Source organism: Streptomyces vinaceus (assembly GCF_008704935.1).
Classification (GTDB): Bacteria; Actinomycetota; Actinomycetes; order Streptomycetales; family Streptomycetaceae; genus Streptomyces; species Streptomyces vinaceus.
Window position 1 is genome coordinate 703,640 of record NZ_CP023692.1, and the last position, 25,946, is coordinate 729,585.

Annotated in this window: 21 protein-coding genes; 14 read left to right on the forward strand and 7 right to left on the reverse strand. The window is 72.5% G+C overall.

Features of this window, described 5'->3' with window-relative positions; translation table 11 throughout:
- Nucleotides 1–3: 3 nt before the first annotated feature.
- Nucleotides 4–2,043 (reverse strand): bifunctional aldolase/short-chain dehydrogenase, encoded by a 2,040-nt coding sequence (locus CP980_RS03180; protein ID WP_150492549.1) that lies wholly within the window; start codon nt 2,041–2,043, stop codon nt 4–6.
- Between the two features lie 118 nt (nt 2,044–2,161).
- Entirely contained in the window at nt 2,162–3,328 is a 1,167-nt protein-coding gene (gene rhaI / locus CP980_RS03185; RefSeq protein ID WP_150492550.1) for an L-rhamnose isomerase, read from the reverse strand.
- Nucleotides 3,329–3,480: 152 nt separating this feature from the next.
- On the opposite strand from rhaI, the gene CP980_RS03190 reads away from it, so the two are divergent.
- From CP980_RS03190 to CP980_RS03200, 3 genes are all read left to right on the forward strand, one after another.
- Entirely contained in the window at nt 3,481–4,500 is a 1,020-nt protein-coding gene (locus CP980_RS03190; RefSeq protein WP_132753792.1) for a LacI family DNA-binding transcriptional regulator, read from the forward strand.
- A 293-nt stretch (nt 4,501–4,793) separates the two neighbouring features.
- Complete coding sequence (locus CP980_RS03195) at nt 4,794–6,164, forward strand: MFS transporter (RefSeq protein WP_150492551.1); 1,371 nt, start codon at nt 4,794–4,796, stop codon at nt 6,162–6,164.
- A 32-nt stretch (nt 6,165–6,196) separates the two neighbouring features.
- Nucleotides 6,197–8,179 (forward strand): helix-turn-helix domain-containing protein, encoded by a 1,983-nt coding sequence (locus tag CP980_RS03200; protein ID WP_150492552.1) that lies wholly within the window; start codon nt 6,197–6,199, stop codon nt 8,177–8,179.
- Here CP980_RS03200 and CP980_RS03205 read toward each other — a convergent pair.
- Nucleotides 8,139–9,086 carry an MBL fold metallo-hydrolase gene (locus CP980_RS03205; RefSeq protein WP_150492553.1) on the reverse strand — a complete coding sequence of 316 codons (948 nt, stop codon included), beginning with the start codon at nt 9,084–9,086 and terminating at the stop codon, nt 8,139–8,141. The two genes, CP980_RS03200 and CP980_RS03205, sit on opposite strands and share 41 nt — an antisense overlap.
- Before the next feature lie 101 nt (nt 9,087–9,187).
- Here CP980_RS03205 and CP980_RS03210 point away from each other — a divergent pair, with 101 nt between their 5' ends.
- Complete coding sequence (locus CP980_RS03210; protein ID WP_150492554.1) at nt 9,188–10,114, forward strand: AraC family transcriptional regulator; 927 nt, start codon at nt 9,188–9,190, stop codon at nt 10,112–10,114.
- Nucleotides 10,115–10,208: 94 nt separating this feature from the next.
- Here the strand turns inward: CP980_RS03210 and CP980_RS03215 are convergent, their stop codons facing one another.
- Nucleotides 10,209–10,889 carry a DUF4360 domain-containing protein gene (locus CP980_RS03215; RefSeq protein ID WP_229906874.1) on the reverse strand — a complete coding sequence of 227 codons (681 nt, stop codon included), beginning with the start codon at nt 10,887–10,889 and terminating at the stop codon, nt 10,209–10,211.
- 218 nt (nt 10,890–11,107) lie between these two features.
- Here CP980_RS03215 and CP980_RS03220 point away from each other — a divergent pair, with 218 nt between their 5' ends.
- The gene (locus CP980_RS03220) at nt 11,108–13,099 is read left to right on the forward strand and encodes a galactose oxidase early set domain-containing protein (RefSeq protein ID WP_150492555.1); all 1,992 of its coding nucleotides are present in this window, start codon (nt 11,108–11,110) and stop codon (nt 13,097–13,099) included.
- Nucleotides 13,100–13,173: 74 nt separating this feature from the next.
- On the opposite strand, the gene CP980_RS03225 is transcribed toward CP980_RS03220, so the two are convergent.
- A complete protein-coding gene (locus CP980_RS03225; RefSeq protein ID WP_150492556.1) occupies nt 13,174–13,722 on the reverse strand; it encodes a MarR family winged helix-turn-helix transcriptional regulator in 549 nt (182 codons plus the stop codon).
- Between the two features lie 39 nt (nt 13,723–13,761).
- On the opposite strand from CP980_RS03225, the gene CP980_RS03230 reads away from it, so the two are divergent.
- The 5 genes from CP980_RS03230 (at nt 13,762) to CP980_RS03250 (ending at nt 19,183) form a co-directional block, all read left to right on the forward strand.
- Nucleotides 13,762–14,649, forward strand: a complete 888-nt coding sequence (locus CP980_RS03230; RefSeq protein WP_150492557.1) for an EamA family transporter — start codon at nt 13,762–13,764, stop codon at nt 14,647–14,649.
- 262 nt (nt 14,650–14,911) lie between these two features.
- A complete protein-coding gene (locus CP980_RS03235; protein ID WP_229906873.1) occupies nt 14,912–16,990 on the forward strand; it encodes an RICIN domain-containing protein in 2,079 nt (692 codons plus the stop codon).
- A gap of 139 nt (nt 16,991–17,129) precedes the next feature.
- Nucleotides 17,130–17,759 (forward strand): hypothetical protein, encoded by a 630-nt coding sequence (locus CP980_RS03240; RefSeq protein ID WP_150492558.1) that lies wholly within the window; start codon nt 17,130–17,132, stop codon nt 17,757–17,759.
- A 105-nt stretch (nt 17,760–17,864) separates the two neighbouring features.
- Nucleotides 17,865–18,746: a pirin family protein gene (locus tag CP980_RS03245; RefSeq protein WP_150492559.1), complete on the forward strand. Its 882-nt coding sequence runs from the start codon at nt 17,865–17,867 to the stop codon at nt 18,744–18,746.
- A gap of 77 nt (nt 18,747–18,823) precedes the next feature.
- The gene (locus CP980_RS03250; RefSeq protein WP_132753812.1) at nt 18,824–19,183 is read left to right on the forward strand and encodes a DUF6204 family protein; all 360 of its coding nucleotides are present in this window, start codon (nt 18,824–18,826) and stop codon (nt 19,181–19,183) included.
- A gap of 67 nt (nt 19,184–19,250) precedes the next feature.
- Here CP980_RS03250 and CP980_RS03255 read toward each other — a convergent pair whose 3' ends face one another.
- Both CP980_RS03255 and CP980_RS03260 read right to left on the reverse strand, forming a co-directional pair.
- Nucleotides 19,251–19,541, reverse strand: a complete 291-nt coding sequence (locus tag CP980_RS03255; RefSeq protein WP_150492560.1) for a hypothetical protein — start codon at nt 19,539–19,541, stop codon at nt 19,251–19,253.
- A 133-nt stretch (nt 19,542–19,674) separates the two neighbouring features.
- Complete coding sequence (locus CP980_RS03260) at nt 19,675–21,183, reverse strand: MFS transporter (protein WP_150492561.1); 1,509 nt, start codon at nt 21,181–21,183, stop codon at nt 19,675–19,677.
- 137 nt (nt 21,184–21,320) lie between these two features.
- Between CP980_RS03260 and CP980_RS03265 the strand changes: the two genes are divergently transcribed.
- The 4 genes from CP980_RS03265 to CP980_RS03280 all read left to right on the forward strand — a co-directional run bounded on the left by CP980_RS03265 (nt 21,321) and on the right by CP980_RS03280 (nt 25,813).
- Nucleotides 21,321–21,764, forward strand: coding sequence for a MarR family winged helix-turn-helix transcriptional regulator (locus tag CP980_RS03265; protein ID WP_099888262.1), 444 nt, complete (start codon nt 21,321–21,323; stop codon nt 21,762–21,764).
- Between the two features lie 176 nt (nt 21,765–21,940).
- On the forward strand, nt 21,941–23,374 hold the full coding sequence (locus tag CP980_RS03270; protein ID WP_150492562.1) for a glycoside hydrolase family 16 protein: 1,434 nt from the start codon (nt 21,941–21,943) through the stop codon (nt 23,372–23,374).
- 23 nt (nt 23,375–23,397) lie between these two features.
- Entirely contained in the window at nt 23,398–24,669 is a 1,272-nt protein-coding gene (locus CP980_RS03275) for a glycoside hydrolase family 64 protein (protein WP_167535779.1), read from the forward strand.
- A gap of 100 nt (nt 24,670–24,769) precedes the next feature.
- Entirely contained in the window at nt 24,770–25,813 is a 1,044-nt protein-coding gene (locus CP980_RS03280; RefSeq protein ID WP_099888265.1) for a LacI family DNA-binding transcriptional regulator, read from the forward strand.
- The last annotated feature ends 133 nt before the right edge of the window (nt 25,814–25,946 follow it).

A 25,946-nucleotide genomic window follows, 5' to 3' on the forward strand; every position in this document is an offset into this window, starting at 1 on the left:
GCCTCAGCGCAGGAAGGCCGCGGCGACGCCGGCGTCGACGGGGATGTGGAGGCCGGTGGTGTGGGTGAGGTCGCCGCCGGTGAGGGCGAAGACGGCGGCGGCGACGTGCTCGGGTAGCACCTCGCGCTTGAGGAGGGTGCGCTGGGCGTAGAACGCGCCGAGCTGCTCCTCCGCGATGCCGTAGGTGGCGGCGCGCTGGGCGCCCCAGCCGCCGGCGAAGATGCCCGAGCCGCGGACCACGCCGTCCGGGTTGACGCCGTTGACGCGGATTCCGTGTGCACCCAACTCGGCCGCGAGCAGCCGGACTTGATGGGCCTGGTCGGCCTTGGTGGCGGAGTACGCGATGTTGTTGGGGCCGGCGAAGACCGCGTTCTTCGAGGCGATGTAGACGAGGTCGCCGCCCAGGCCCTGCCGGATCATGGTGCGGGCCGCCTCCCGGGAGACGAGGAAGGAGCCGCGGGCCATGATGGCGTGCTGCCGGTCCCAGTCCTCGGCGGTGGTCTCCAGCAGCGGCTTGGAGATGGAGATGCCCGCGTTGTTGACCACCAGGTCGACTCCGCCGAAGGCGAGGACCGCGGTGCGGAACGCCTCGGCGATCTGCTCCTCGGAGGTGACGTCGACGGTGACGGCCACGGCCCGGTCCGGGCCGCCGAGTTCGTCGGCAACGGCCCGCGCGGTGGCGGTGTTGACGTCGGCCACGACGACGCAGGCGCCCTCGGCGGCCAGGCGGTGCGCGATGGCCTTGCCGATGCCGGAGCCGGCGCCGGTGACCAGGGCGACGCGGGCGTGCAGCGGTTTGGGTGCGGGCATCCGGCGCAGCTTCGCCTCTTCCAGTGCCCAGTACTCGATGGCGAACTTCTCGCTCTCCTCGATCGGGGCGTAGCCGGAGACCGCCTCCGCACCGCGCATCACGTTGATCGCATTGAGGTAGAACTCGCCGGCCACGCGGGCGGTCTGCTTGTCCCTGCCGAAGGAGAACATGCCGACGCCCGGGACCAGGACGATCGCCGGGTCGGCCCCGCGCATGGGGGGCGAGTCCGCGGTGGCGTACCGCTCGTAGTAGGCCCGGTAGCCGGCCCGGTAGTCGGTGTGCAGCTCCCGCAGGCGGGCGATCGTCTCGTCCAGGGGCGCGGTGGGGGGCAGGTCGAGGACCAGCGGGGCGACCTTGGTGCGCAGGAAGTGGTCGGGGCAGGAGGTGCCGAGGGCGGCCAGGCGGGGATGCTCGGCGCGGGCGAGGAAGTCCAACACGGGCGCGGCGTCGGTGAAGTGGCCGACCTGCGGGAGGTCGGTGGAGGCCAGACCGCGGATGACGGGGGCGAGCGCGGCGGCGCGCCGGCGGCGTTCGGCCTCCGGCAGGGCTTGGTGGCCCTCAAGCCGAGGACCGAACGGCTCGGCCTTGCCGTGCCGGGCCAGGAAGGCCTCGGCGGTGCGGATGATGTACAGGGCGTTGGCCTCGCACTCCTCGCTGGTGGCGCCCCAGGCGGTGATGCCGTGACCGCCGAGGACGCAGCCGACGGCCTGCGGCCGGGTCCGCTTGATCTCGGCGATGTCCAGGCCGAGTTGGAAGCCGGGACGGCGCCAGGGCAGCCACGCCACCGCGTCGCCGAAACAGGCGGCGGTGAGCCTTTCGCCGTCGGCGGCGGTGGCGAACGCGATGCCGGAGTCGGGGTGCAGGTGGTCGACGTGCGCGGCCTCGACCAGAGCGTGCATGGCGGTGTCGATGGACGGAGCCGCGCCGCCGTTGCCGTGCAGGCAGTACTCGAACGCGGTGACCATCTCGTCCTCCCGTGCCACGCCCGGGTAGGTGTCGGCGAGGGCGCGCAGGCGGTCCAGTCGCAGCACGGCCAGGCCCGCCTCGGCGAGGGTGCCGAGGTCGCCGCCGGAGCCCTTCACCCACATCAGCTCGACGGGCTGCCCGGTGACGGGGTCGGTGGCCACGCCCTTGGCGGAGGTGTTGCCGCCGGCGTAGTTGGTGTTGCGCGGGTCCGAGCCGAGCCGGTGGGAGCGGGCGAGGAGGGTGGCGACGACGGGGTGCTGGGCCATGGCGGGAGCAGCTTCCTGGTCGGGTGGCGGTGGCGGCGCTCTCGTAGGGATGCGCGAGGAGGGCGGGGGCCGGCCCGTGGGTACGAGGTGGTCCGGGCCGCCTCGCGTGCCGGGCGGGTCAGGCCCCCCATCCGGCCTGGGCGCCGCCGACCCGCTCCGCGACGATCTTCTCGGCCCAGCCGCCGGCCCGGTAGGCCGCGACCGGGTTCGGGTCCCGCCCGGTCTCGGCGCGGACCTCGGCCAGCAGCGGGCGGACGTCGGTGGCGTAGGCGTCCATCAGCACCTCGTTGGCGCCGAGTACGTCGCCCGCGTTCTGAGCGGCCGCCAGGGCCGAGCGGTCGACCAGCAGGGCCTTGGCCGTGGCCTCCTGGACGTTCATCACCGAGCGGATGATCGCGGGGATCTTCGCCTCGATGTTGTGACACTGGTCGAGCATGAACGCGACGCCGGCCTCGGGGGCGAAGCCGCCGTTCCCGTTGACCTCGTGCAGGATCCGGAACAGCTGGAACGGATCGGCGGCGCCGACCATCAGGTCGTCGTCCGCGTAGAAACGGGAGTTGAAGTCGAAGCCGCCGAGCTTCCCCTCGCGCAGCAGGAACGCGACGATGAACTCGATGTTGGTACCGGGGGCGTGGTGCCCGGTGTCGACGACGACCGCGGCCTTGGGCCCGAGCCGCAGGCAGTGCGCGTACGCGGTGCCCCAGTCCGGGACGTCCATGGTGTAGAACGCGGGCTCGAACAGCTTGTACTCCAGCAGGATCCGCTGGTCGTCGCCGAGCCGTCCGTACACCTCTGACAGGGCGTCGGACAGGCGTTGCTGGCGGCCCGAAATATCGTCCTGGCCGGGGTAGTTCGTGCCGTCCGAGAACCATAGCTTGAGGTCGCGCGAGCCGGTGGCGTCCATGATGTCGACGCATTCCAGCAGGTGGTCGAGAGCCTTGCGGCGCACCCGCGGGTCCGGATGGGTGACGGAGCCGAGCGTGTAGTCGTCGTCCTGGAAGACGTTCGCGTTGATCGCGCCGATCTCCAGCCCGAGCTCGCGGGCGTGCGCGGCCAGCGCGCCGTAGTCCTCGACCCGGTCCCAGGGAATGTGCAGGGAGACCTTCGGGGCGACGCCGGTGGCGGCGTGCACCTGGGCGGCGTCGGCGAGCTTCTCGAACGGGTCGCGCGGAACGCCGGGTTGGGCGAAGACTTTGAACCGGGTTCCCGAGTTCCCGTAGCCCCACGAGGGCGTCTCGATGCGCTGGGCCCGAAGGGCGTCCTTGACGGCGGATCGGTCGGCCACCGGAGCACCTCCCACGATTTGAATCGTTTCAACTCGACGGTAGGTGGGCCCGCAGGAAGCGTCAAGGCACCCGCGAGGAGCGGTTGGCGTGATGCCGTAACCTGCTCTCCGGGTCGGCCGTCGGGGCCGGTGAAACTTTTCAACGGTGGGACATGGGCGGCGCGGCGAGCATCAAGGACGTGGCACGGGCGGCAGGTGTGTCCGTCGGCACGGTCTCGAACGTGATCAACCGGCCGGAGAGGGTCGGCGAGGAGACCAGGGCCAGGGTCCGGGCCGCGATCGACCGGCTCGGCTACGTACGCAGCGAGTCGGCGCGCCAGCTGCGCTCCGGCAGCAGCCGGATCATCGGTCTGCTCGTCCTCGACCTGGGCAACCCGTTCTTCGTCTCCGTGGCGCGCGGGGCCGAACGGGCGGCGCGCGCGGCGGGCCTGGGCGTGATGGTCTGCAACAGCGCTCAACGGCTCGCCGACGAGGCGGACTACCTCGCCCTCTTCGCGCAGCAGCGGGTGCGCGGGGTGCTGCTGACCCCCGCCGACGCGGAGGGGTCGGGAGCGGCGGCGCTGCGTCGCGGCGGCGTGCCCTTCGTACTGGTGGACCGGCTCGCCCCGGGGCTGGACGCCTGCTCGGTGTCGGTGGACGACGTCGGGGGCGGCGCCCTTGCGGCCGGGCACCTGCTGGCGAGCGGCCACCGACGGATCGCGTTCGCGGGCGGCCGCCACCGGCTGCAGCAGGTCGCCGACCGTCGCAGCGGCGCGCTGCGGGCGCTGGCCGGCCGCGACGCCGTCCTGCTGGACCTGGAGGTGGACGGGCTGGACGTGGCCGCGGGCCGCGACGCCGGCGCCCGCCTGCTGGGGATGCTGCCGAGACCGACCGCGGTGTTCTGCGCGAACGATCTGCTGGCCCTCGGGATGCTGCAGGCCGCGTTCGCCGCGGGCCTGCGGGTACCCGAGGACCTCGCGATCGTCGGCTACGACGACATCGAGTTCGCCGCGGCGGCCGCGGTGCCGCTGACCTCGGTGCGCCAGCCCGCGGAGGCGATGGGGCGGACGGCGGCCGAGATGCTCGCCGAGGAGACCGGGCCGGGCGGCGCGGCCCACCGCCACCGACAAGTCGTGTTCGAGCCGGAGCTGGTGGTACGGCGTTCGACGCTGGCCGCGCCGCCGCCCGGCTGAGCCTGGCGTTGCCGTACCGGCGCGACTGTCTTGACGGTGGCTTCGGAGTGTGCCGAAAGGCCCGATCGTTCGACGGCTGCCGCGCGGCACTCGAAACAGGAGCAACTCTGCAATTCCGGCAGGGGCTTCCACCCGCTTCCGGAGGGGCCCGGGGGATCGGTTGCGGCCCTGTGGTGGCGGGGCACACTCGGGCAGGGTTGATTGTGACGACGCGCCACATATCCCGGCGACCCGCGGACTTCTACGTTGTGGCCACACCCGACGTCCCCGCAGACACCCTGGAAGTGGTGCACATGGCCTCCACCGCAGCCGACCCGCAGGCTCCATCCGGAATCCGGCGCATCGTTGCCGCCAGTCTCGTCGGGACCACCATCGAGTGGTACGACTTCTTCCTCTACGGCACCGCCGCCGCGCTGGTGTTCAACAAGCTGTTCTTTCCGACCGGCGATCCGCTCACCGGGACCCTGATCGCGTTCATCACCTACGCCATCGGATTTCTGGCGCGGCCGCTCGGCGGAGTGGTGTTCGGGCACTTCGGGGACAAGGTCGGGCGCAAGAAGCTCCTGGTGCTCAGCCTGCTCATGATGGGCGGAGCCACCTTCGCCATGGGGCTGCTGCCCACGTACGCGAGCATCGGCGCCGGGGCTCCCGTGCTGCTCACCGCCCTGCGCCTGGTGCAGGGCTTCGCGCTCGGCGGGGAGTGGGGCGGGGCCGTCCTGATCGTCTCCGAGCACGGCGGGGCCGAGCACCGGGGGTTCTGGGCGTCGTGGCCGCAGTCCGGTGCGCCGGGCGGGAACCTGCTGGCCACCGGGGTACTCGCCCTGCTCGCCGGGGTGCAGTCCGACGCGGCGTTCCTGGCCTGGGGCTGGCGCGTGCCCTTCCTCCTCTCCGGTGTCCTGGTGGTCGTCGGGCTGTGGATCCGGCTGTCCGTCTCCGAGTCCCCCGTGTTCCTCGCCGCGCAGGCCGCCCGGCAGGGGCGCGAGGAGGACGCCCCCGTGGTCCAGGTGTTCCGCCGCAGCTGGCGCCAGGTGCTGACCGCCATCGGCACCCGGTTCGGCGAGAACATCTCGTACTACGTGCTGACCTCCTTCCTCCTCGTGTACGTCACCGTGCACCTGGGGCTCGCCAAGAGCACGGCGCTGAACGCCGTCCTCATCGGCTCTGCCGTCCATTTCGTCACCATCCCCGCCTGGGGGGCGCTCTCCGACCGGATCGGGCGGCGGCCGGTCACGCTGATCGGGTCGGCCGGCATGGCCCTGTGGGCGTTCGCGTTCTTCGCCCTCGTCGACTCCAAGTCCTTCACCGTCATCACCCTCGCCGTCACCGCCGGACTGCTCCTGCACGGCGCGATGTACGGGCCCCAGGCCGCCTTCATCTCCGAGATGTTCGACACCGACGTCCGCTACTCCGGCGCCTCGATGGGTTCGCAGCTGGCCTCGATCGTCGCCGGAGCGCTGGCTCCGCTGCTCGCCGTCGAGCTCCTGAAGGACTACGGCTCCTCCGTACCCGTCTCCCTCTACCTGTGCGCGGCCGCCGTGGTGACCACCCTCACCGTCGCCTTCGCCCGCGAGACCCGCGGCCGGGACCTCGCACGGGCCCGCGTCGAGGCCCCCTCCGGCGGGCGGGCGGCCCCGCTCCCGGCCGCGGCCGACCACCCCGCCTGATCCGGGCCCGCCGGCCACGGGAGAATGCCGCCATGACCTCCTCGGGGCGATCCCCCCTGCTCGAACTGCTCGAACTGCTGCGCCGCGGCGCCCCGGTCGAGCAGTTCGACCGGCCCGCCGCCGACGCACGCCGCGCGGGAGCGGGTCCCGCCGAGCAGGCCCTCGTGGAGGAGGCCACGCGGGTGGCTCTGGACATCCGCCGTACGCTCGACCAGCACCGGCGGCGCGAGGCCGAGCTCACCGCCCTCTTCGACACGGCCGGCGACCTCGCCGCCCTCCGGGATCTCGACGCCGTACTGCGGGCCATCGTCCACCGCGCCCGCACGCTGCTCGGCACCGATGTCGCGTACCTGACCCTCAACGACCCGGCCGTCGGCGATACGTTCATGCGCGTCACCGACGGCTCCGTGTCGGCCGCCTTCCAGCAGCTGCGCCTCGGCATGGGCGAAGGGCTCGGCGGTCTGGTCGCCCAGACCGCCCGCCCGTACGCGAGCTGCGACTACCGCACCGACGACCGCTTCCGCCATACGGACACCATCGACAACGGGGTCCGCGAGGAAGGCCTGCGCGGCATCCTCGGCGTCCCGCTGCGCGTCGGCACCCGGGTGATCGGGGTCCTGTACGCCGCCGACCGGGCGGTCCGCGACTTCGCGCCCGAGGCGGTCGCGCTGCTCTCCTCCCTCGCCGACCATGCCGCCGTGGCCATCGACAGCGCCCGGCTGCTCGAAGAGACGCGTACCGCCCTCGTGGAACTCGGGGTCGCCACCGAGACCGCCCGCGCGCAGAGCGAAGCGGTGCGGCTCGCCGCGGAGACTCACGACCGGCTCACCCGCCTCGTCCTGCGCGGCGGCGACGTCGGCGACGTGGCCCGGGAGGTCGCCGCGCTGCTGGGCGGCAGCCTGGCCGTGCACGACGCGGACGGCGCCGAGCTCGCGCGGGTCGGTACGGATCCGGCGGGGCCCGCGTCGGGGCCGCCGGCCCACGCGCTCGCGGCCTCGCGCTCCGGCGGCCGGGCCGTCGCCGTGGACGGCGTGTGGGTCTGCGCGGTCCTCGCCGGGCCGGAGCTGCTGGGCAGCATCACCCTCGGCGGGCGCGGCGACCTGCCCGACACGGAGCGGCGGCTGTTCGAGCGGGCCGGGCTGGTCACGGCGCTGCTGCTCCTGCTGCGGCGCTCCATCGCCCACGCCGAGGACCGGGTCCGCGGCGAACTGCTCGGCGACCTGCTGGCTCCGGTGGCCCCCGGCCACGTCCGCGACACCGGCAGCCGGGCGATCCGGGCGCGCAAGCTCGGCGTCGACCTCGCCCGCCCGCACGCCCTGGTGGTGCTCCACTGCGACCCCGCGCTGCGCTCCCGGCTGGCGGCGGAGGCCGCGCGCCACGCACGTGCCCGCGACGGGCTGGCCGGGGTGCACGAGGGCCGCGTCGTCCTGCTCGCCCCCACGGACGCCCCGGGCCCGCTCGCCCGGTCGCTCGCCGCCGAGCTCGGCCAGGCCCTGGGCACCCCGGTCACCGCGGGCTCCGCCGGTCCGGCCGCCGGCCCCGAGGGCCTGCCGGGGGTGTACGCCGAGGCACTGCGCTGCCTGGAGGCCCTGCACGCCCTCGGCCACACCGGCGCGGGGGCCGGCCTGCCCGACCTCGGGTTCCTCGGGGTGCTCCTCGGTGACGGGGCGGACCTGGGCGCGTACGTGGACCGGGTGCTGGGGCCGGTCGTCGCGTACGACGCGCAGCGCGGGACGGAACTGGTCCGCACCCTGGAGGCGTACTTCGCGCACGGATCCAGCCTGGCCCGCACCAAGGACGCCCTCCACGTGCACGTGAACACGGTGGTGCAGCGCCTCGACCGGGTCAGGCAGATCCTGGGCGAGGACTGGAACGCACCGGCCGGGGCGCTGGAGATCCAACTCGCCCTGCGGATCCTGCGGGTGGCGCCGCAGCGGCCGCCGTCCGCCCCCGTACCGCCCTCCTGCGCTCCCGCTAGCCGGCGTCGCGGGGAGAGGCCCACGCCCCGAGGGTGAAGTCCTGCCCCTGACGACGGACTTCGACGGCTCCCGTGCCGCCGAAGTGCCCGGGGACGAGCAATTCGTTCCGGTCCGCGGCGCGTTCGAGGATGCGAAGGCGGCTGGCGGCCGCCTGCTCCTGGTCCAGGCAGAAGCAGCTGTTGCAGGCGGGGTGCAGGATCTGCACGGGGCTGTGCAGCAGGTCGCCGACGAAGACGGCCCGGTCGCTGCCGGAGGCCAGCCGCACCACGGAGGATCCGGGGGTGTGCCCGGGTGCGGACTCCAGGGTGAGGTACTCGTCGATGCGGTGGGAGCCCTCCCAGAGCACCACCTGACCGGCGCGGTGCACGGGCGCGATGCTGTCCTCGTAGATCAGCCGGTCGTCCTCCCGGACGCCGCCGCCGTAGGCGTTGCCCGGCCCGAAGTGGTGGTCGTCCGCGGCCGGGACGAGGTACTGGGCGTTCGGGAAGGCGGGCACCCAACCATCGCCCTCCGCGACGGTGTTCCAGCCGACGTGGTCACCGTGGACATGGGTGTTGACGACGATGTCCACGTCCTGCGGCCGGACTCCGGCCGCCCGTTCCAGCTCCCCGAGGAAATCGCCCTCCCGGTGGTGGAAGAGCGCAGAGCCCGGCCGCTCCCGCCCGTTGCCCACGCCCGTGTCGACCAGGACGACCTTCCCGGCACTGCGCAGGACCCAGGTCTGGAGGGCGAGCACCGCCCGGTCGCTGTCGGCCTCCCAGTGGTCCGGTGCCAGCCAGTCCTCGTTCTCCTTCCACACCTCCCCGCCGACCGCCGGTACGAGGTTGCGCGCGGGCCCGAGCGGCCCCTGCCACTCGACCGCCCGGGTGATCTCGACATCGCCCAGCACGATGCTCCGCCTGCCGCGGCCGTCCTGGCCGTTCTCACTGCTCTCGCTGTTCATGAAGCCGAGTCTATGAAGGCCGGTTGAGCGCCTCAATGCCCGTCCGGCTCATGTGGATACGCAGCCGTCTCACTCCTGGCGTTCGCGGGTACTGTGGCCCCATGGATGTGGTGAGCGACGCCATCGCGGCCGTACGGATCGGGCAGCCCTCCTCCAACCGGGTCAGGGTGAGCGGAAGCTGGTGCGCGCGCTTCGCGCCGTACGAGGGCGCCGGTTTCCACGTGGTCCTGGAGGGCGGCTGCTGGCTGCTGCCCGACGGCGGCGGCGCACCGGTCTCCCTCGGCGCCGGCGACGCGGTGTTGCTGCCGCACGGGACGGGGCACGTGATCGCCGACTCCCCCGCCGACGCGGCGACCGTGGCACGGGCCGTGCCGTTCGATCCGGCGCCCGGGGGACCGCTGTCGGGCCGGGCCGAGGACGCCTCCGGCGCCGCGGTGGAGATGCTGTGCGGCAAGTACCGGCTCGACCGCAGTCGTGTCCACCCGCTGATGCTGGACCTGCCCAAGGTGGTCCACCTGCCGAACCGGGTCGGCTCCCACCCCGAACTGCGCTCGGCCATCTCCCTCTTGGGCGGCGAGCTGGGCACGCAGCGGCCGGGGGCCTGTGTGGCGGTGCCGAGCCTGCTCGATCTCCTGCTCGTCTACATGATCCGCTCGTGGATGGCCGAGGGGCCGGGCGGGGCGTGGTCCGCCGTACTGGGCGATCCGGTCGCCTCGGCCGCCCTGCGGGCACTGCACTCGGATCCGGCCTCGCCCTGGACGAACGAGCGGCTCGCCGCCGAGGCGGGCGTCTCCCGGCCCACGCTGGCGCGCCGGTTCACCGCCCTGGTCGGCCGCCCGCCGATGGCGTACCTGACGTGGTGGCGGCTGACGTACGCGGCCACTCTGCTGCGGGACACCCAGGACCCGCTGGCCTCGATCGCGCGCCGGGTGGGCTACGGCACGCCGTACGCCTTCTCCCACGCCTTCAACCGGGAGTTCGGGACGACGCCGGGCCGCTACCGGGCCGGGGCCGCGAAGGCCTCGTGAGCGCAAGACCCCGGGAAACGGGCGGGCCGCCCGCGGGAGGCAGGGGCCGATCCGCACCCTCGCCACCCGGGGCGACCCGGGACCCGCCGCCGGCTCAGCGGCGGACCGGGCACTGCTTCCAGGAGAAGTGGTACACGGAGCTGATGCTGCCGTCCGTGGAGTCGACGGTCATGTAGCTCGTCTTGTTCTTGTCGGAGGTGCCGACCTCCGCGCGCAGCTCGGTGTTGATGTTGAAGTTGCGCTGTTCGCCGCAGGGGGCGAAGACGAGGGCTTCGATGCCGGTGGTGTCGGTCACCTGCCAGTTGTCGTCGAGCGCACCATGGAACTGGTGCGTCCGGTTGGCGGTCTGGCTCATGCCCTGGAAGTAGTAGCTGGCCTTCTGGGTGCCGATCGCCCCGGGCTCCAGCTTCCCGTAGCCCCGGTAGTCCACGTGGGACACCGCGTACGTGTACCCCTGCGGCACGTGCACGAGGAGGGAGAGCAGGCAGTTCTTGCGGCCTTCGGTGGCGGCGGCGCCTCCACCGGCCGAGGCCAGGTACTCGCTGTAGGTGACGGTGAAGGCCGAGTTGTCCGGGGCGACGGCGACGGTGGCGCTGCCGGGGCGGCAGCCCGAGCCGTTGACGGAGGCCACGTCGACGGCCACCCGCCCCGGGGGCGCGGCGGCGGCGGTGGCGGTGGCCCCGGCCGACGGGGAGAGCGTGACGAGGCATCCGGTCACGGCCGCGGCGGCCAGTGCGGCGCGAGCCTTGCGGGTGGTGCGAAGTGGCTTGATCACGTGGCCATGGATAGCCGCCACGGGAGCCCGTACGGCCGCTCCGGGTACGCCGTCTCACCCGGTCGGACGGGCCGGTTCACCGGAGAAACGATTCATCACACCGGACCCGGCGGCCGAATGGCCCATACCGCACTCCATCCAGCCATCCCACTCGCGTCATTCCGTAACAAAAGTCTCATTTTTCATATGATGGGCATCCCGTCGACGGAGGAGAGCCCATGCCCGGCCCGCCCGGTCTGCCCGGCCCGCCCGGCCCGCCCCGACCGCACGTTCCGCCCGTTCCGCCCGTTCCGCCCGTTCCGCCCGTTCCGCTCGTTCCGCTCGTTCCGCTCGTTCCGCTCGTACGGCGGTCCGCCGCGCTGTCCGTCTGCGTGGCCCTGGCCGTTTCCGCCGCCCTCGCGACGCTCACCGCGTCCGCCCCACCCGTCTTCGCGGCGGCAGCCCCCGCGCACGAATCCCCGCCCGGGCACCACCACACCGACGACAGCGCGATCGCCGCGGCGGCCGATCCCGGCGAAGCCGCCGTCATCGGCGAAGAGCACGCCCGCGCCCACGCCCAGCGGCGGAGTGCGGTCCAAGGCCCCAAGGCATACCCGCAGTCGAAGCGCACCGCGAGCCTCGCCGCCCTGGGGGCCTCGCAGAAGAAGACCAACGCCCCTTTCGACGCGGCCCGGTTCGGCCGCTTCACGGAGTTCTTCCCCTCCCCCGACTTCGGCGTCCACACCGCACTGCTGCCGACGGGCAAGGTGCTCCTCTTCTCCTTCGAACGCGTCGAGACCAACCCCACCAAGGAGACCGGGCCCACCGACCGGATCGGCCCGACGAACGCCGGCCGCGCGTTCCTGTGGGACCCGGCCCAGGGCACCGGGGCCCGGGCCTTCAAGAAGGTGGAGCCCCCGACCGTCCTGATGCCCGACGGTACGTACGCCCCTCGCCCCGCCCCCTTCTTCTGCGCGGGGCACGCCTTCCTGCCCAACGGCATGGTCGGGGTCTTCGGCGGGAACACCGGCGGCAAGGGCGGCAGCGGCGCCAAGCTGTCCTTCGTGTTCGATCCGTGGACCGAGACCTGGTTCCGCAACAAGGACATGGCCGTAGGCCGCTGGTACCCCTCGGTCGTGACGGGGGCGGACGGGCGCCAGATCATCATGTCCGGCCAGTCCGAGCGGGGTACGGGCACCCCCACCCCGGTCGTGGAACGCTTCCCCGCGCTGCGCCATCCCGTGCCCTGGCGGACGTACGACATCCCGGTCGGCCTCGCGGCGGAGCGGCTGCGCGCGGACGCCCCATTCCGCAACGACTACCCCCACCTGTTCTCGCTGCGCGACGGGATGGTCTACGGGCTCGGCCGCGACGCCGACCAGCAGTGGCTGTTCGACCCGGTCAAGGAGACCCGGACCGATCTGCCGCGCCGGCCGGCCGACTTCAGGGGCTACGGCTCGGCCGTACCGCTGCCGGCCGGGTTCCGCGGACCGGACTCCGTGCTCGTCCTCGGGGGAGATCCGCACGACCCGAACACCTACCGGCTGTCGGGTGGACGGTGGACCACCGAGGAGCCGCGGGCCTTCGGCCGTACGCAGGACGACACGCTGATCCTGCCGGACAGCACGCTGCTCACGGTCAACGGCGCCCTGGACACGCGGGATTACGGGCACGGACCGTTCAACCCGCAGGCCGACCTCTCGTACCGGCAGATCGAGCTGCGCGACGCCGAGGGCCACTGGACACTGGGGCCGGCGCAGCGGCTGCCGCGCGGCTACCACTCCAACGCCCTGGTACTGCCGGACGGCCGGGTGATGGTGACCGGCGACGAGCTCCAGCAGATCGCCAACGACCCGGACATCAACGACGCGATGGACGGAAGCATCGAGCTCTACGAGCCCGCGTACCTGCACCGGGGTGGTAGCCGGCCCGCCCTGGACCGGGTGCCCGGGGGCGAGTTGGGCTACGGGGCCGGGTTCGAGGTGCGCAGCTCCACCGCCTCCGAGGTCTCCCGGGCCGTGCTCCTCGCGCCGACCACCGTCACGCACGCCGTGAACACCAGCCAGCGCCACCTGGAGCTCCCCATCACCGGCGTACGCGGCTCTGCGATCGGACTCCGGACGCCGCCGGGCGCGGCGGACGCCCCGCCCGGGTACTACATGTTGTTCCTGCTCGACGCGGAGGGGGTGCCGAGCACGGCGAAGTGGGTCAAGCTCGGCGGCCGCCGGTAGCAGCCGCCATCGCGAGAGGCGCCGGCGGCGGGGGCGGCCTCCGGTCGAGGCGCCGCCGGCGGACCTCTCGTCCGTCAGGACGCGGGCGGCGGTTCGATCCGGGCCAGCCAGGCGGTGAGCAGCGCCTCCAGCTCGGCGGCCTGCTGCGCGGTGAGGCCTTCGAGCAGGCTCCGCTCGTTCTCCATGTGCTCTGCGAACGCCCGGTCGATCAGCTCGCGCCCCGCCGGGGTGAGGGCGACCACGCGCCCGCGGCCGTCGGTGGCCGCGCGGCGGCGCGCGACGAGGCCGTCCCGTTCGAGCCGGTCGATGCGCTTGGTCATCGCGCCCGTCGTGACCATCGTGTGCACCGCCAGTTCACCGGGGGCCCGTTCGTACGGAGCCCCCGCGCGGCGCAGGGCCGCCAGTACGTCGAACTCTCCCTCGCTCAGGCCGTAGCGGCGGTAGACGAGGCAGAGCCGGTCGGTCAGGAGCAGCCCGAGCCGATGCAGCCGCCCGATCACGCCCTGCGGGGACACGTCGAGGTCCGGGCGCTCGCGGGCCCACTCGGCCTGGATGCGGGCGACATGGTCGGCGGGCGCTGGCGAGGGCGCCCCCGCCTGCGTTGCGTATGGTTCCTGCTTCACCCGAACAGTATAGCTTCCGTGGAAGGTATTATGTCTTCCATGGAAGCCAATCTCCGGTGGTCGCTGGTCACGGCGATAGCGCCGATCGCGTGGGGTACGAACTACTACGTCACGCGGCAGTTCCTTCCCGCCGGCCACGCGCTCTACGGTGCGGCGCTGCGGGCGCTGCCCGCCGGCCTGCTGCTGCTGGCGGTATGCCGTCGGCTGCCCCGCGGCTCCTGGTGGTGGAAGTCGCTGGTGCTCGGCTTCCTCAACATGAGCGCGTTCTTCGCCCTGATCTACGTGGCCGCGCAGCGGCTGCCGACCAGCGCGGCCTCGACCGTCATGGCGACCGCGCCGCTCGTGATGATGCTGTTCGCCTGGGCGCTGATCGCCGAGCGGCCGGGGCCGCGGCAGCTGACCGGGGCCGTCCTCGGGGTGTCCGGGGTGTCACTGATGCTGCTCACCGGGGCCGTACCGGTGGACGCGGCCGGCGTGGTGGCCTCCGTGGCCGCGATGGCGATGTCCTCGTTCGGCTACGTCCTGGCCAAGCGGTGGAGCACGGAGGTCGACGTGCTCGCGTCGACGGCATGGCAGCTGCTGGGCGGAGGGATCCTGCTGGTGCCGTTCGCCGTCGCCGTGGAGGGATCACCGCCGGTCCTCGACGCTCCCGCGCTGCTCGGATTCGCCTATGTCGCGGTCGTCGCGACGGCTTTGGCGTTCGCCGCCTGGTTCACGGGGCTTCGGCGGCTGCCGGCCGCGACCGTCGGCCTGCTCGGGTTGCTGAACCCGGTCACGGGCGTACTGCTGGGCACGGCGATCGCCGGAGAAACGCTCACACTCCGACAGATCTGCGGCCTCCTACTGACCCTGACGGGCATCCTCCTGGGGCGGAGGGGAGGATTCCTCACCGCTCGTGACGGGAGGAATTCGGCAGGTAGTAATTAGGTGAATCCCCGACTGAATTACCGTCAATAAGGGTTGAGCTCATATCTCGATTTGATAACGAGATCCTTGAAATGGCCTGGACCAATAACGCCCTACGCGCGTAACTTACCTATTTTTAAAGCAAGTTGACGGTTCATCAAATCCGACCAGCAGGTAACAGTCTGATATCTCGGGCCCCATTCCCGTTTGTCCGAATTCTCCACCGCGCAGGTCTGGCAGGCTTCCGCGCACCCACTCCTCCGACCAAGGATTTGAGGTGCGCATGACTAGACATCGCAGGAAGCCGCGCGAACACCGGCGCAAACCGCGCCGGTTGATACTCATCACCGCCGCCATGGCCACGGCGGCGGTGATAGCGGGCGGCATCGCCTACTCCGGGCTGGGCGACAACGCCCAGGCGGGCACCGCCCTGGCCGACGCGGCCGCGGAGAACCTGACCCCGGCCGCCGCACCGGCCCGTGACGCGGAGCCGGCGCCCATCGTGGGCGAGCCCGCCAACGAGACCGCCAAGGGCATGGTCTTCGACGGCCTCAAGGCCGCCCCGAAGGGCGACCGTTGCGTCGGCGTGTACCGCACGGAGGCCGGGCTGTGCACGCACGGCCCCGACGCCCCGCCCAAGGACGTGAACATCAAGGCCGACGTGGCCCCCGTCGTCAAGACGAAGGCCCCGGCCGCCGACCCGGCCAAGCCCGATTCCGGCGAAGCCGCGGCGGCCGAAGGCAGCGGGCGTCCTCAGGACGCGCCCGCCGCCGACGCCGCCGGCGCCAAGTCCGCGCCCGCCGCGGCCCCCTCCCCCGCAGCGGCCGGTGGCAGCAGCCAGGCCGTCGCGGCCGGTCCCGCCGGCCAGACCGTCCAGTGCGACGGCGACGGCAGCACCGGCAACCGCGTCCAGGTCGTGTACGTCCACGGCTCCGACCGCGACCGGTACTCCGAGTACCTCGCCTCGTTCCGCAAGTGGGCCGCCGACGCCGACCTCATCTACTCGACGAGCGCCCAGGAGACCGGCGGCATCCGCCACATCCGCTTCGTCACGGCCGCGGACTGCACGCCGACCGTGCTCAACATCGAGCTCCCGGCCTCCGCGCTCTCCGAGTTCAGCGCGACCAACAACGCGCTCGCCGGCAAGGGCCTCGACCGCCGCGACCGCAAGTACATGATCTTCGCGGACACCCAGGTCTACTGCGGCATCGGCACCTTCGCGGGCGACGAGCGGCCCGGCCAGGACAACCAGAGCAACTTCGGCCCCTCGTACGGCCGTACGGACTCCGGCTGCTGGGGCGGCCACACCGCGGCCCACGAACTCGGCCACAACCTCGGCGCGGTCAACAACAGCGCCCCCAACACCAGCCGCGGTGCCCACTGCACGGACGAGTGGGACGTCATGTGCTACTCGGACACCCCGTACTACCCGCAGATGCGCAACGTGTGCACGAACCAGGCGGCCGAGAACATCCTGGACTGCAACCACGACGACTACTTCCACACCAATCCCAAGGCGGGCAGCTACCTCGCCACGCACTGGAACATCGCGAACAACCAGTTCCTGATGAAGGCCAACGGCGGCGGCGGTGGTACGAACCCCGATCCCGACCCGAAGCCCACGCCGAGCCCCACGAAGAAGCCCACCCCGACGCCGACCAAGAAGCCCACGGGCGGCCCGAAGGCGACGGCGGCCCAGATCCAGTCCAACTCCGTCGTGGTGAGCTGGCCGAAGGTCGACGGCGCCGCGTGGTACCAGGTCCTGCTGAACGGCAAGCACCTGACCTGGGTGCAGTCCCAGGCCCTGCGCATCTACAACCTCCAGCCCGGCACGGAGTACAAGGTCGCCGTATCGGTCCGCGACACCTCCGGCCGTGACAGCGGAGCCGGCCCCACCACGGTCTTCCGTACGACGGGTGCGGGCGGCGGCACCACCACCCCCGGTGCCCGCTACACCCTCGGCAACGGCAGCACCGGCATGAACGCCGAGCTCTGGGGCGGCCGCAGCGCCGACGGCACGGTGCTCGTCGGTGGCCGCGCCAACGGCTACGCCCAGCAGCAGTGGCTCTTCGAGGACGCGGGCGGCGGGCTCGTCCGCATCAAGTCCGCCGTCTCCGGCAAGTGCCTGCAAGCGGGCGGCGCCCCGGCCGCCGGGATGTGGATCGCCCAGCAGCCCTGCGGCGGCAACTCCGCGCAGCAGTGGAAGCTGTCCTCCCGCGGCGGCGGTGTGACCGTCACCGACGCGAGCGGCGGTTACGCCCTGACCGTCAGCAGCCGCCCGTACTACGGCGCCTGGCTGCTCGACCTCCAGCGCACGGACGGCCGCGCGTCCCAGGTGTGGACGGTCCAGAAGGCCGGCTGAGCCTGCGGAACCCGTTCCCGCCCGCCGCCGGTGGACGGCCGCCCCCACGCGGCCGTCCACCGGCCCCCTCATCTCCCGCACCGCGGCTCATCCCCGCAGCGCAGCACCTCGCATCCCACCGCACCAGGAGCACCCAACGATGCGTACACGTCCCGCTTTCCCGGTCCGCAGCGGACTCGGCTTCCTGTTCCTGTTCCTCGCACAGGCCCTGGCCGTGGCCGTCCCCATCGAGGCCCAGGCCCACGGCGACACCGTCAAGGTCGTGGTCACCGGGCAGCGGGAAGGCCACGTCACCACCGAGATCACCTGGGAGAACGACGGGGACGCCATCGACGAGGCGGTCGCCGCGACGGTGAACTCGACCAGCCCCGACGGCTCCCGCACCATGGGGCCCTGGCGGCTGGTGCGCGACGCCGGGTCGCGTACCGGCTGGAGCACCGCCGAGGTGCTGCCGCCCGGCACGTGGAAGGTGAGCGTCGACGTGGGTTTCCCGTCGCTCGGGCACGGTGAGAAGGAGATCGCCGTCCCGGTGGTCGACCCGGCGCCGTCCGCGGCCACGCCGAGCGCGGCTGCCCCGTCCGCCTCCGCCTCACCCGCCCCGTCCGGCGCTTCGGCCCCTCCGGTGTCCTCCGGGTCGCCGGGCCCTGCCGGTGAGAGCGGGGGCACGGACCGTACCGTCTGGTGGACCACGGCGGGTGTGGCCGTGATCGCGCTGGCCGGCGCCGGCGGCGGCGTACTGCTGCGCCGTGCCCGGGCGCGCAAGCGCTGAGCCCGCGGGCGGCGCGCGGGAGCGGTGGCCGAAGCCGGCGGTACGACCTGACAGCCGAACGGGTCCGCGTTGACAGCGGAATCGGCCGTGCCGTTCATTCGGCGCATGCACCTCACCACCGCCGCCGTACGCTCCACCCTCCGCGTCGTCCGCCCCTTCCACACCTTCGAGGGTGAAGGCTTCCCGGTCCGCCGGCCTTTCCCGCAGCCGGAACTGCCCCTGGTCGACCCGTTCCTGATGGTCGACCAGGTCGGCCCGCACGTACTGGGTCCGGGTGAGGCCAAGGGTGCGCCGCCGCACCCGCACCGCGGGTTCGAGACCATCCAGTACGTCATCGAAGGCGCGATGGAGGACATCGACTCGGCGGGGCACCGGCGCGTCATGCATCCCGGCGAGGTGCAGTGGCTGACGGCCGGGTCGGGGCTGGTCCACCTCGCCCGTCCCACCCCCGGACTGCTCGCCGACGGCGGCCCGCAGCACCTGCTCCAGATCTGGGTGAACCTGCCGGCCCGCCTCAAGTCGACGCCGCCGCGCGTCCAGTACGGCTCCGCCCCCGGTGACATCCCGCGGGTGGTCACCGAGGACGGCGGCGCCGAGCTCACCGTGATCGCCGGCAGCACCCACGGGGTGCGGGGCCCCTTCGAGACCCACACCCCGGTGCTCGTCGTACACGCCCGCCTCGCGGCCGGCGGGCGCGCCGGGTTCACCGTCCCGGCCGGGCACAGCGCCATGCTGTACGTACTGTCCGGGACGGCCGCCACTCCCGATGCCCGGCTCCCCGACGGGCACCTGGCCATCCTCGGCCGGGACGCGGAGCACTTCACGGTCGAGGCGCCTGACGACGCGGCGGAGGTGCTGGTGCTGGCCGGGGAGCCGCTGGGGGAACCCGTGGCGCGCACCGGCCCGTTCGTCATGAACACCGCAGCCGAGATCCGGCAGGCCCAGATGGACTACCAGCACGGCCTGATGGGCCACATCGACGTCTGAGCGGCGGCCCGCGCCCGGCGGGCGGTCCTCGGAAAACCCCGGTGCGCGGGGCCGCCCCGGCTGCCTACCCTGCCGGGATGAGTACTCGCACCTTCCGGATCACCGTCCGCGGCTCTTTCGACGCTCTCCGTGAGGAACAGCGCGCGGAACTCCTCGCGGCCGCGGCGGAGCACGACGTCATGCACTCGGCCTACACCGCCGAGGGCCACCTCTCGTACGACATCGCCGTCGGCCCGTTCTTCACGTTCCGCTTCCTCGACTCGGGCGAGGCCGAGGAGGACATCCTGGACGCGACGGCCCGCGCCGAGCTCGCCGCCGAGAGCTGGCTCACCGAGCGGGGCTACGGTTTCAAGCGCCTCACGTCCCGCGCGCAGGACCTCTCGCTGGCCCCGCTGAGCAAGCGCCAGCGCCAGGCGGCCGCGCGCGGCGAAGCCTGAGCCGCGGTCGGCCGGGACTCCGTCGCACCGCCTGGGGCCGATCCCGGTCGCCCGGCGCGCGCGGGCGTTAGTCCTTCATTCCCGGGAAGCCGTAGTTGTGCACCGGGAACACCTCGGGGCGGCCGCCCGTGCTCTGCCAGCCCTGGGCTTCCGCCACGGGCATCAGCTTCTCCGCGAACACGTTCGCGTGCAGCTCGCTCTCCCACACGTCGTAGATGTCCAGGCCCTCGGGGCTCACGACGCAGACGTGGGAGAGGCAGCCGTCGAACATCCCGGGGACCGACAGGAGCTCCGCGTGGAGGGCGTCGTACTGCTCCGCCGTGATGCCCGGGACAGTGGCGTGCATCAGGATCGCCATGGCAGGTCACTCCTCGCGTGCCGGGTCAGACCCCTCCCCGCCGCCCCGTGGCGGCCCCTGTCCACGGGGACAGGACAGCACGCAAACGAGGGGACGGCATCCGCGAACGGCGCCGTCCCCTCGAAGGGCCAGGTCAGACGGTATCGGCCGGCACCGGCTCGGCCACCTTCGCGGGGGCCTCGGCGGGGGTGCCCGACTCGACGGTGCGCGGTCCGTGCGCCCCGCGCAGGCCGATCCAGCTGATCACCGCGACCAGGGCGAAGGCGACGGCCCCGATCCAGAAGGTGAGGGTGAACCCGGACTCGGCGGGCAGGGCCGGGACGCCCGCGGGCAGGTGCTCGATGGTCTTCGACGCCAGGATCGTGGTGACGATGGCGCTGCCGATCGCGCTGCCGGTGGAGCGGGAGATCGAGTTGATGCCGTTGGCGATGCCGCTCTGGTGGTGCGGGACGCTCGCCATGATGACGGCGGGCATGGCCGCGTAGCCGAAGCTGACGGCCGCGCCGACGATCAGGCCGGCGCCGATCACGGAGAAGCTGTGGCCGTGGTCGAGCGCGAGCCAGCCGAAGCCGACGGCGCCGAGCCCGGCGGCGAGGCCGAGGGCCACGCGCGGTCCGCGGTGGCGGACCAGCTGGCCGCCGATGGGCGAGGCGAGCAGGGAAACGATCGCGCCGGGCAGCAGGAACTGGACGGAGGCGCGCAGGATGGAGGCGTCGAAGCCGTAGCCGGTGAGCTTCTCAGGCATCTGGACGAGGTACGAGACGCCCAGGAAGTTCGCGAACATGCCGAAGCCGACGAGGATGCCGGCCAGGTTGGCCATGAGCACCGGGCGGTGGACGAACATCCGCATGTCGACGAGCGGCTCGCTGACCTTGAGCTCCGTGAGGACCCAGACGGCGGTCATGACGGCGGCGCCGGCGAAGCTGCCCAGCGTGCGGCCGGAGGTCCAGCCCCACTCGTGGCCCTGCGAGATGGGCAGCAGGAGCAGCAGGAGGGTGATGCCGAGGGTCAGGGCGCCGAGGAAGTCGGTACGGCCGCCGGTCTTGTGCCGGGTGGCGGGGACCAGGAAGGCGACGGCGAGCAGGGCGAGGGTCGCGAAGCCGGTCGCCATCCAGAAGGCGTTGCGGTAGTCGGCGTCGGAACCCGAGGTGAGCAGGCCGGTGGCGACGAGCGCGAGGCCGCTGCCGAAGGCGAGGGTGCCGCTGACCAGGGCCATCGCGCCGGGCAGCTTCTGCGGGCGGACCTCCTCGCGCAGCACCGAGAGGGCCAGCGGGAAGATCGCGGTGGCGGCGCCCTGCAGGACGCGGCCCAGGATCAGCAGCGGGAGCGAGGTCGCGACGGCGGCGATGACGGAGCCGACGACCATGACGCCGAGGACCGCCACCAGCGTGGGCTTCTTGCCGTGCTGGTCGCCGAAGCGGCCGAGCAGGGGGGTGAAGACGGCGGCGGACAGCAGCGTGGCGGTGGTCACCCAGCTCACGTTGGCGGTCGAGGTGCCGAGGTCGGTGCGGATGAGGCCCAGGATCGGGACCGGCAGGGTCTGCATCATCGACACGACCATGGCGGCAAGGCTCAGGGCGAAGACGATGATCGTCTCGTTCCTGTTCTTGGCCTCGGCGGGGGCGGGGGCGGCGGTGCTCATGACTGGCAGGACCTTCTTAGTGCTTCAGATCGCAGATGTTTGATGTCATCAAGTAACTCGGTCGACGGTAGACGTCGATAGTTAAAGTGGTCAAGTAAACAATTGACAATGTCAACCACCTGAGTACGCTCGACGTCATGAGCGCCAGCACCCGACCCGCCCCCACCAAGCTCGAACTCCTTGAGCTGCTCGCCGCCATCGGAACCGCCCAGTGGCGCGATTTCGCGGCCGCAGCGGCCCACTACGGCCTCACCTCCACCCAGGCCCGGGTCCTCGCCCAGCTCAACGGCCCGCTGCCGATGCGCGGCCTGGCCACCCTCCTGGTGTGTGACGCATCGAACGTCACCGGCATCGTGGACCGCCTGGAGGCCAGGGAGCTGGTGCGCCGCGAGGCCGACCCCTCCGACCGCCGCGTCAAGAACGTCGTCGCCACGGACGCCGGCCGCGAGATCATCCGCCGCGTGCGCGAGGAGATGCAGGCGACGCACGGAGCGCTGGACACGCTCGACGAGACCGAGAGCGCGACGCTCTACGCCCTGCTGGAGCGGCTGCGCCCGACCATGGAGAAGGACACGCCGTAGGTCGTGTCGTCAGGACGGCGGTGGTGGCCGTTCACCCGTTGAACTCGGGCCGCCCATACGCGCGTTGGTGGTGCCAAGTCTTGACGGCAGTGGGAGCCGGGAGCACAGTGGCGAGCGGCGCCGCTTGAGAGCGCTCTCATACAGCGGGCCGCCTCCCCCCAAGAGAGGGCACACCCATGCGTCTTCCCACCGGCAGAAAAAGGCCGTCCGTCCGGCGCGCCGTCACCGCCGCGTTCGCCTCGATGGCCGTGGCCGCGGCGGCCGCGGCCGTGGTCACCCTGCCCGCCAGCGCCGCCGCTCCCCCGCCCCCCGCGGGCTGGACCCAGGTGTTCCTGGACGATTTCAACGGGGCCGCGGGCTCCGGCGTGAACACCGCCGACTGGCAGTACACCACCGGCACGAGCTACCCCGGCGGCCCCGCCAACTTCGGTACGGGCGAGGTCGAGACGATGACCGCGAGCACGTCCAACGTCTCCCTCGACGGCGCCGGGAACCTGCGGATCACCCCGCGCCGGGACGCCGCCGGCAACTGGACCTCCGGCCGCGTCGAGACCCGGCGCTCCGACTTCCAGCCTCCGGCCGGCGGCACCCTGCGCACCGAGGCCCGGATCCAGATGCCGGACGTCACGGGCACGGCGGCGAAGGGGTACTGGCCCGCGTTCTGGATGCTCGGCGCGCCGTACCGGGGCAACTGGTGGAACTGGCCGGGCATCGGCGAGATCGACATCATGGAGAACGTCCAGGGCATCAACAACGAGTGGGCCACCGTGCACTGCGGTACGAGCCCGGGCGGCCCGTGCAACGAGACCTCCGGCATCGGCGGCCAGCGCGTCTGCACCGGCACCACCTGCCAGGGCGGCTTCCACACCTACGCCGTCGAGTGGGACCGGTCCACGGCCGTGGAGGAGATGCGCTTCTACCTCGACGGGGTCAACTTCCACACCGTGCGCGCCAACCAGGTGGACGCCGCCACCTGGACCAACGCCACGAACCACGGCTACTTCATCATCCTGAACGTGGCCATGGGCGGCGGCTTCCCGGACGCCTTCGGCGGCGGACCCGACGCGGGCACCCAGCCCGGCCACTCGATGGTGGTCGACTACGTGTCCGTACTCCGCTCGACGGGCGGTACGACCCCGCCGACCACGCCCCCGACCACACCGCCGACGACCCCGCCCACCACCCCGCCGTCCGGCAACCGCGACGCGTACCGGGCCATCGAGGCCGAGTCGTACGACGGCCAGGCCGGGCTCGGCACCGAAACCACCACCGACTCCGGCGGCGGCCGGAACCTGAGCGCGATCGCGAACGGCGACTGGGCCCTGTACAGGGGGGTGAACTTCGGTTCCGCCCCGGCGACGCAGTTCCACGGGCGGGTCGCGAGCGGGGCGCCCGGCGGGGTCAGCGGACTGGTCGAGGTCCGGCTGGACAGCCGTACGAACCCGCCGATCGGCTCCTTCTCCGTCGCGAACACCGGGGGCTGGCAGAGCTGGCGGACCGTCCCGGCGAACATCGGCCCCGTCACCGGCACGCACGACGTGTACCTGACCTTCACGAGCGGACAGGGCGCCGACTACGTCAACGTCAACTGGTTCGACTTCGGCCACTGACCGCCCGGACCCAGGAGATGCCGATGAACCCGCGCAGAACGCTCCCGCCGACCGCATTACCGGCCCTGCTGGCCGCCCTGATCGCCCTGGTGCCGGCCCTGCTCTGGGCCCCGGCCCGGGCAGCTGCCGGTCCCGTACAGGCCCGTCCCGTACAGGCCGCGTCCGTACAGGCCGGCACCGTACAGGCCGCTCCCGGCGGCTTCCCCATCACCTTCCAGAACAACACCCGCGGGGCCTACGCCGACACCCGGGTCTTCGTCACGGTGCTCGGCCAGGTCACTCCCGGTCAGTGGTCGTACATGAAGCCCGACGGCTCCATGGCGCACATCGACCACCGCGACGCCGCCGCCCCCGGGCACCTGGTCAAGAACGGCGTGAACTACCCCAACATGTCCTTCACGCTCGCCCAGGTGGGCGGGACGATCCCCTCACCGGCGTCGATCCGCGGGGGCCGGATCTACGTCTCCCTCGGCTCCCCCGTCTACTTCCCGGTCTCCCCGGACGACCAGGGCTGGGGCGGTCCCGACCCGCGCAACCCCAACGACCCGAACAGGGACGTGTACTACGACTGGTACGAGTACACGTTCGTGCGGGGCCAGGTCGCCTTCGGCGGGAACACCACCCAGGTCGACCAGTTCGGCTTCCCCATGACCTCGCGACTGCGCCAGACCTCCAGCGGCTACGACACCACCCGGGGCATCACCCGGACCCGGGCCGAGGTGATGCAGCAGTACGCGGCCTCCGTCGGGGCGGCCTTCAGGCCGCTGCAGAGCACCTACCGGATCGTGGCACCGCGCTCCTCGGAGCTGTTCCTCGCGGGCGGCGCGCAGCAGAACCACCTCACGGCCGCCATCGACCAGGCCTGGGCGTTCTACGCCGCCCACCCGTTCACCCTGACCCGGCTCGGTGAGACCTTCTCGGGGCGGGTCTCCGGCTCCACCCTGACCTTCACCAAGAACGGCGCGGGCCCCTTCACCCTCCGCAAACCCACCTCCCCCGACGTCATGGCCTGTGCGGGAGCACTGGCTTCCGGCAACGACACCGAGAAGCAGCTGGGCGCCGAGTTCTGCGCCGCGTTCAACCGGGGCGTCGCCCTGGACACCACCGCCTGGCACACCCCTGCGGCGTACTACGGCGGGGCGGCCAAGAACGACTACGCCGGCTTCTTCCACACCGTCGCCCTCGACGAGCGGGCCTACGGCTTCCCCTACGACGACGTGGGCGACCAGTCCTCGGTCCAGATCCTCGGCAACCCCGAGCCGCCGACCGGGCTGACGCTCGGCATCGGCTGGTGAGCTCCGCCCGTTCGCCGGGAGCGCTCTCAGGCTCCCGGCGGTACGGGTTACCCTGCTGTTCGTCGCCCCAACGGCCCCCGGACACGCAGGAGGAGCGCCCGTGCCCGAACAGCTTCCCGGTCACCGCCCCACGCTGGAGGCCGTTGCGGAGCGCGCCGGGGTCTCCCGGGCGACCGCGTCCCGCGTCGTCAACGGCGGCGACGGCGTCCGCGCGCACCTGGTGGAGAAGGTCCGCGAGGCGGTACAGGAGCTCGGGTACGTGCCGAATCCGGCGGCGCGGACCCTGGTCACCCGGCGCACCGGGGCCGTCGCCGTGATCATCGCCGAGCCGGAGATCCGGATCTTCTCCGATCCCTTCTTCTCCCGCCAGATCCGCGGCATCAGCAAGGAACTCACTGCACACGACACGCAGTTGGTGCTGCTGCTGGTGGAGGACCGGGGGGACTACGACCGCATCGAGCGCTATCTGGCCGGCGGTCACGTCGACGGGGCGCTCGCCTTCTCGCTGCACACCGACGACCCGCTGCCCGCGATCACCCGCCGTGTGGGCATGCCCACGGTGTACGGCGGGCGGCCCGGCTGGACCGCCGGTTCCGGGGAGCACGGCGGGATCGCGTACGTGGACGCCGACAACCGCGGGGGTGCCCGCGAGGCCGTACGGCACCTGCTGGACCGGGGCCGGCGCCGGATCGCGCACATCGCCGGGCCCCTGGACCAGACCTCGGCGGTGGACCGGCTGGACGGCTACCGGGACGTACTGCTCGACGCCGATCCCGCGCTGATCGCGGAGGGGGACTTCACCGCGGCGGGCGGGGCCGAGGCGATGGCCGGGCTGCTGGAGCGCTGCCCGGACCTCGACGCGGTGTTCGCCGCGAACGACCTGATGGCGACGGGCGCCCTGCGGGTGCTGCGGGAGCGGGGGCTCGACGTGCCAGGCGACGTGGCGCTGGTGGGCTTCGACGACGCCGAGCTGGTGGCGGAGACCGCCGAACCGCCGCTGACGACCGTTCGCCAGGACATCGAGGGCATGGGGCGCCTGATGGCGCAGCTGCTGCTGCGCACCCTGAACAGGGCGCACGGCGACCCGGCCGTGCCCGCCTCGGTCGTGACCCCCACGTCGCTGGTGCGGCGCGACTCGGCCTGATGCCGGAGCGGTCGGCGGCAGCGGCGTGAACTCGCCGTGCCACAGGGGTGATTGTGGACGAATGGGCCTCGGCTCGGGTACGACTCTTGACGGGGCCCGGGCTGCGGGTGCACGCTCCAGTCGCGCTCTGAGA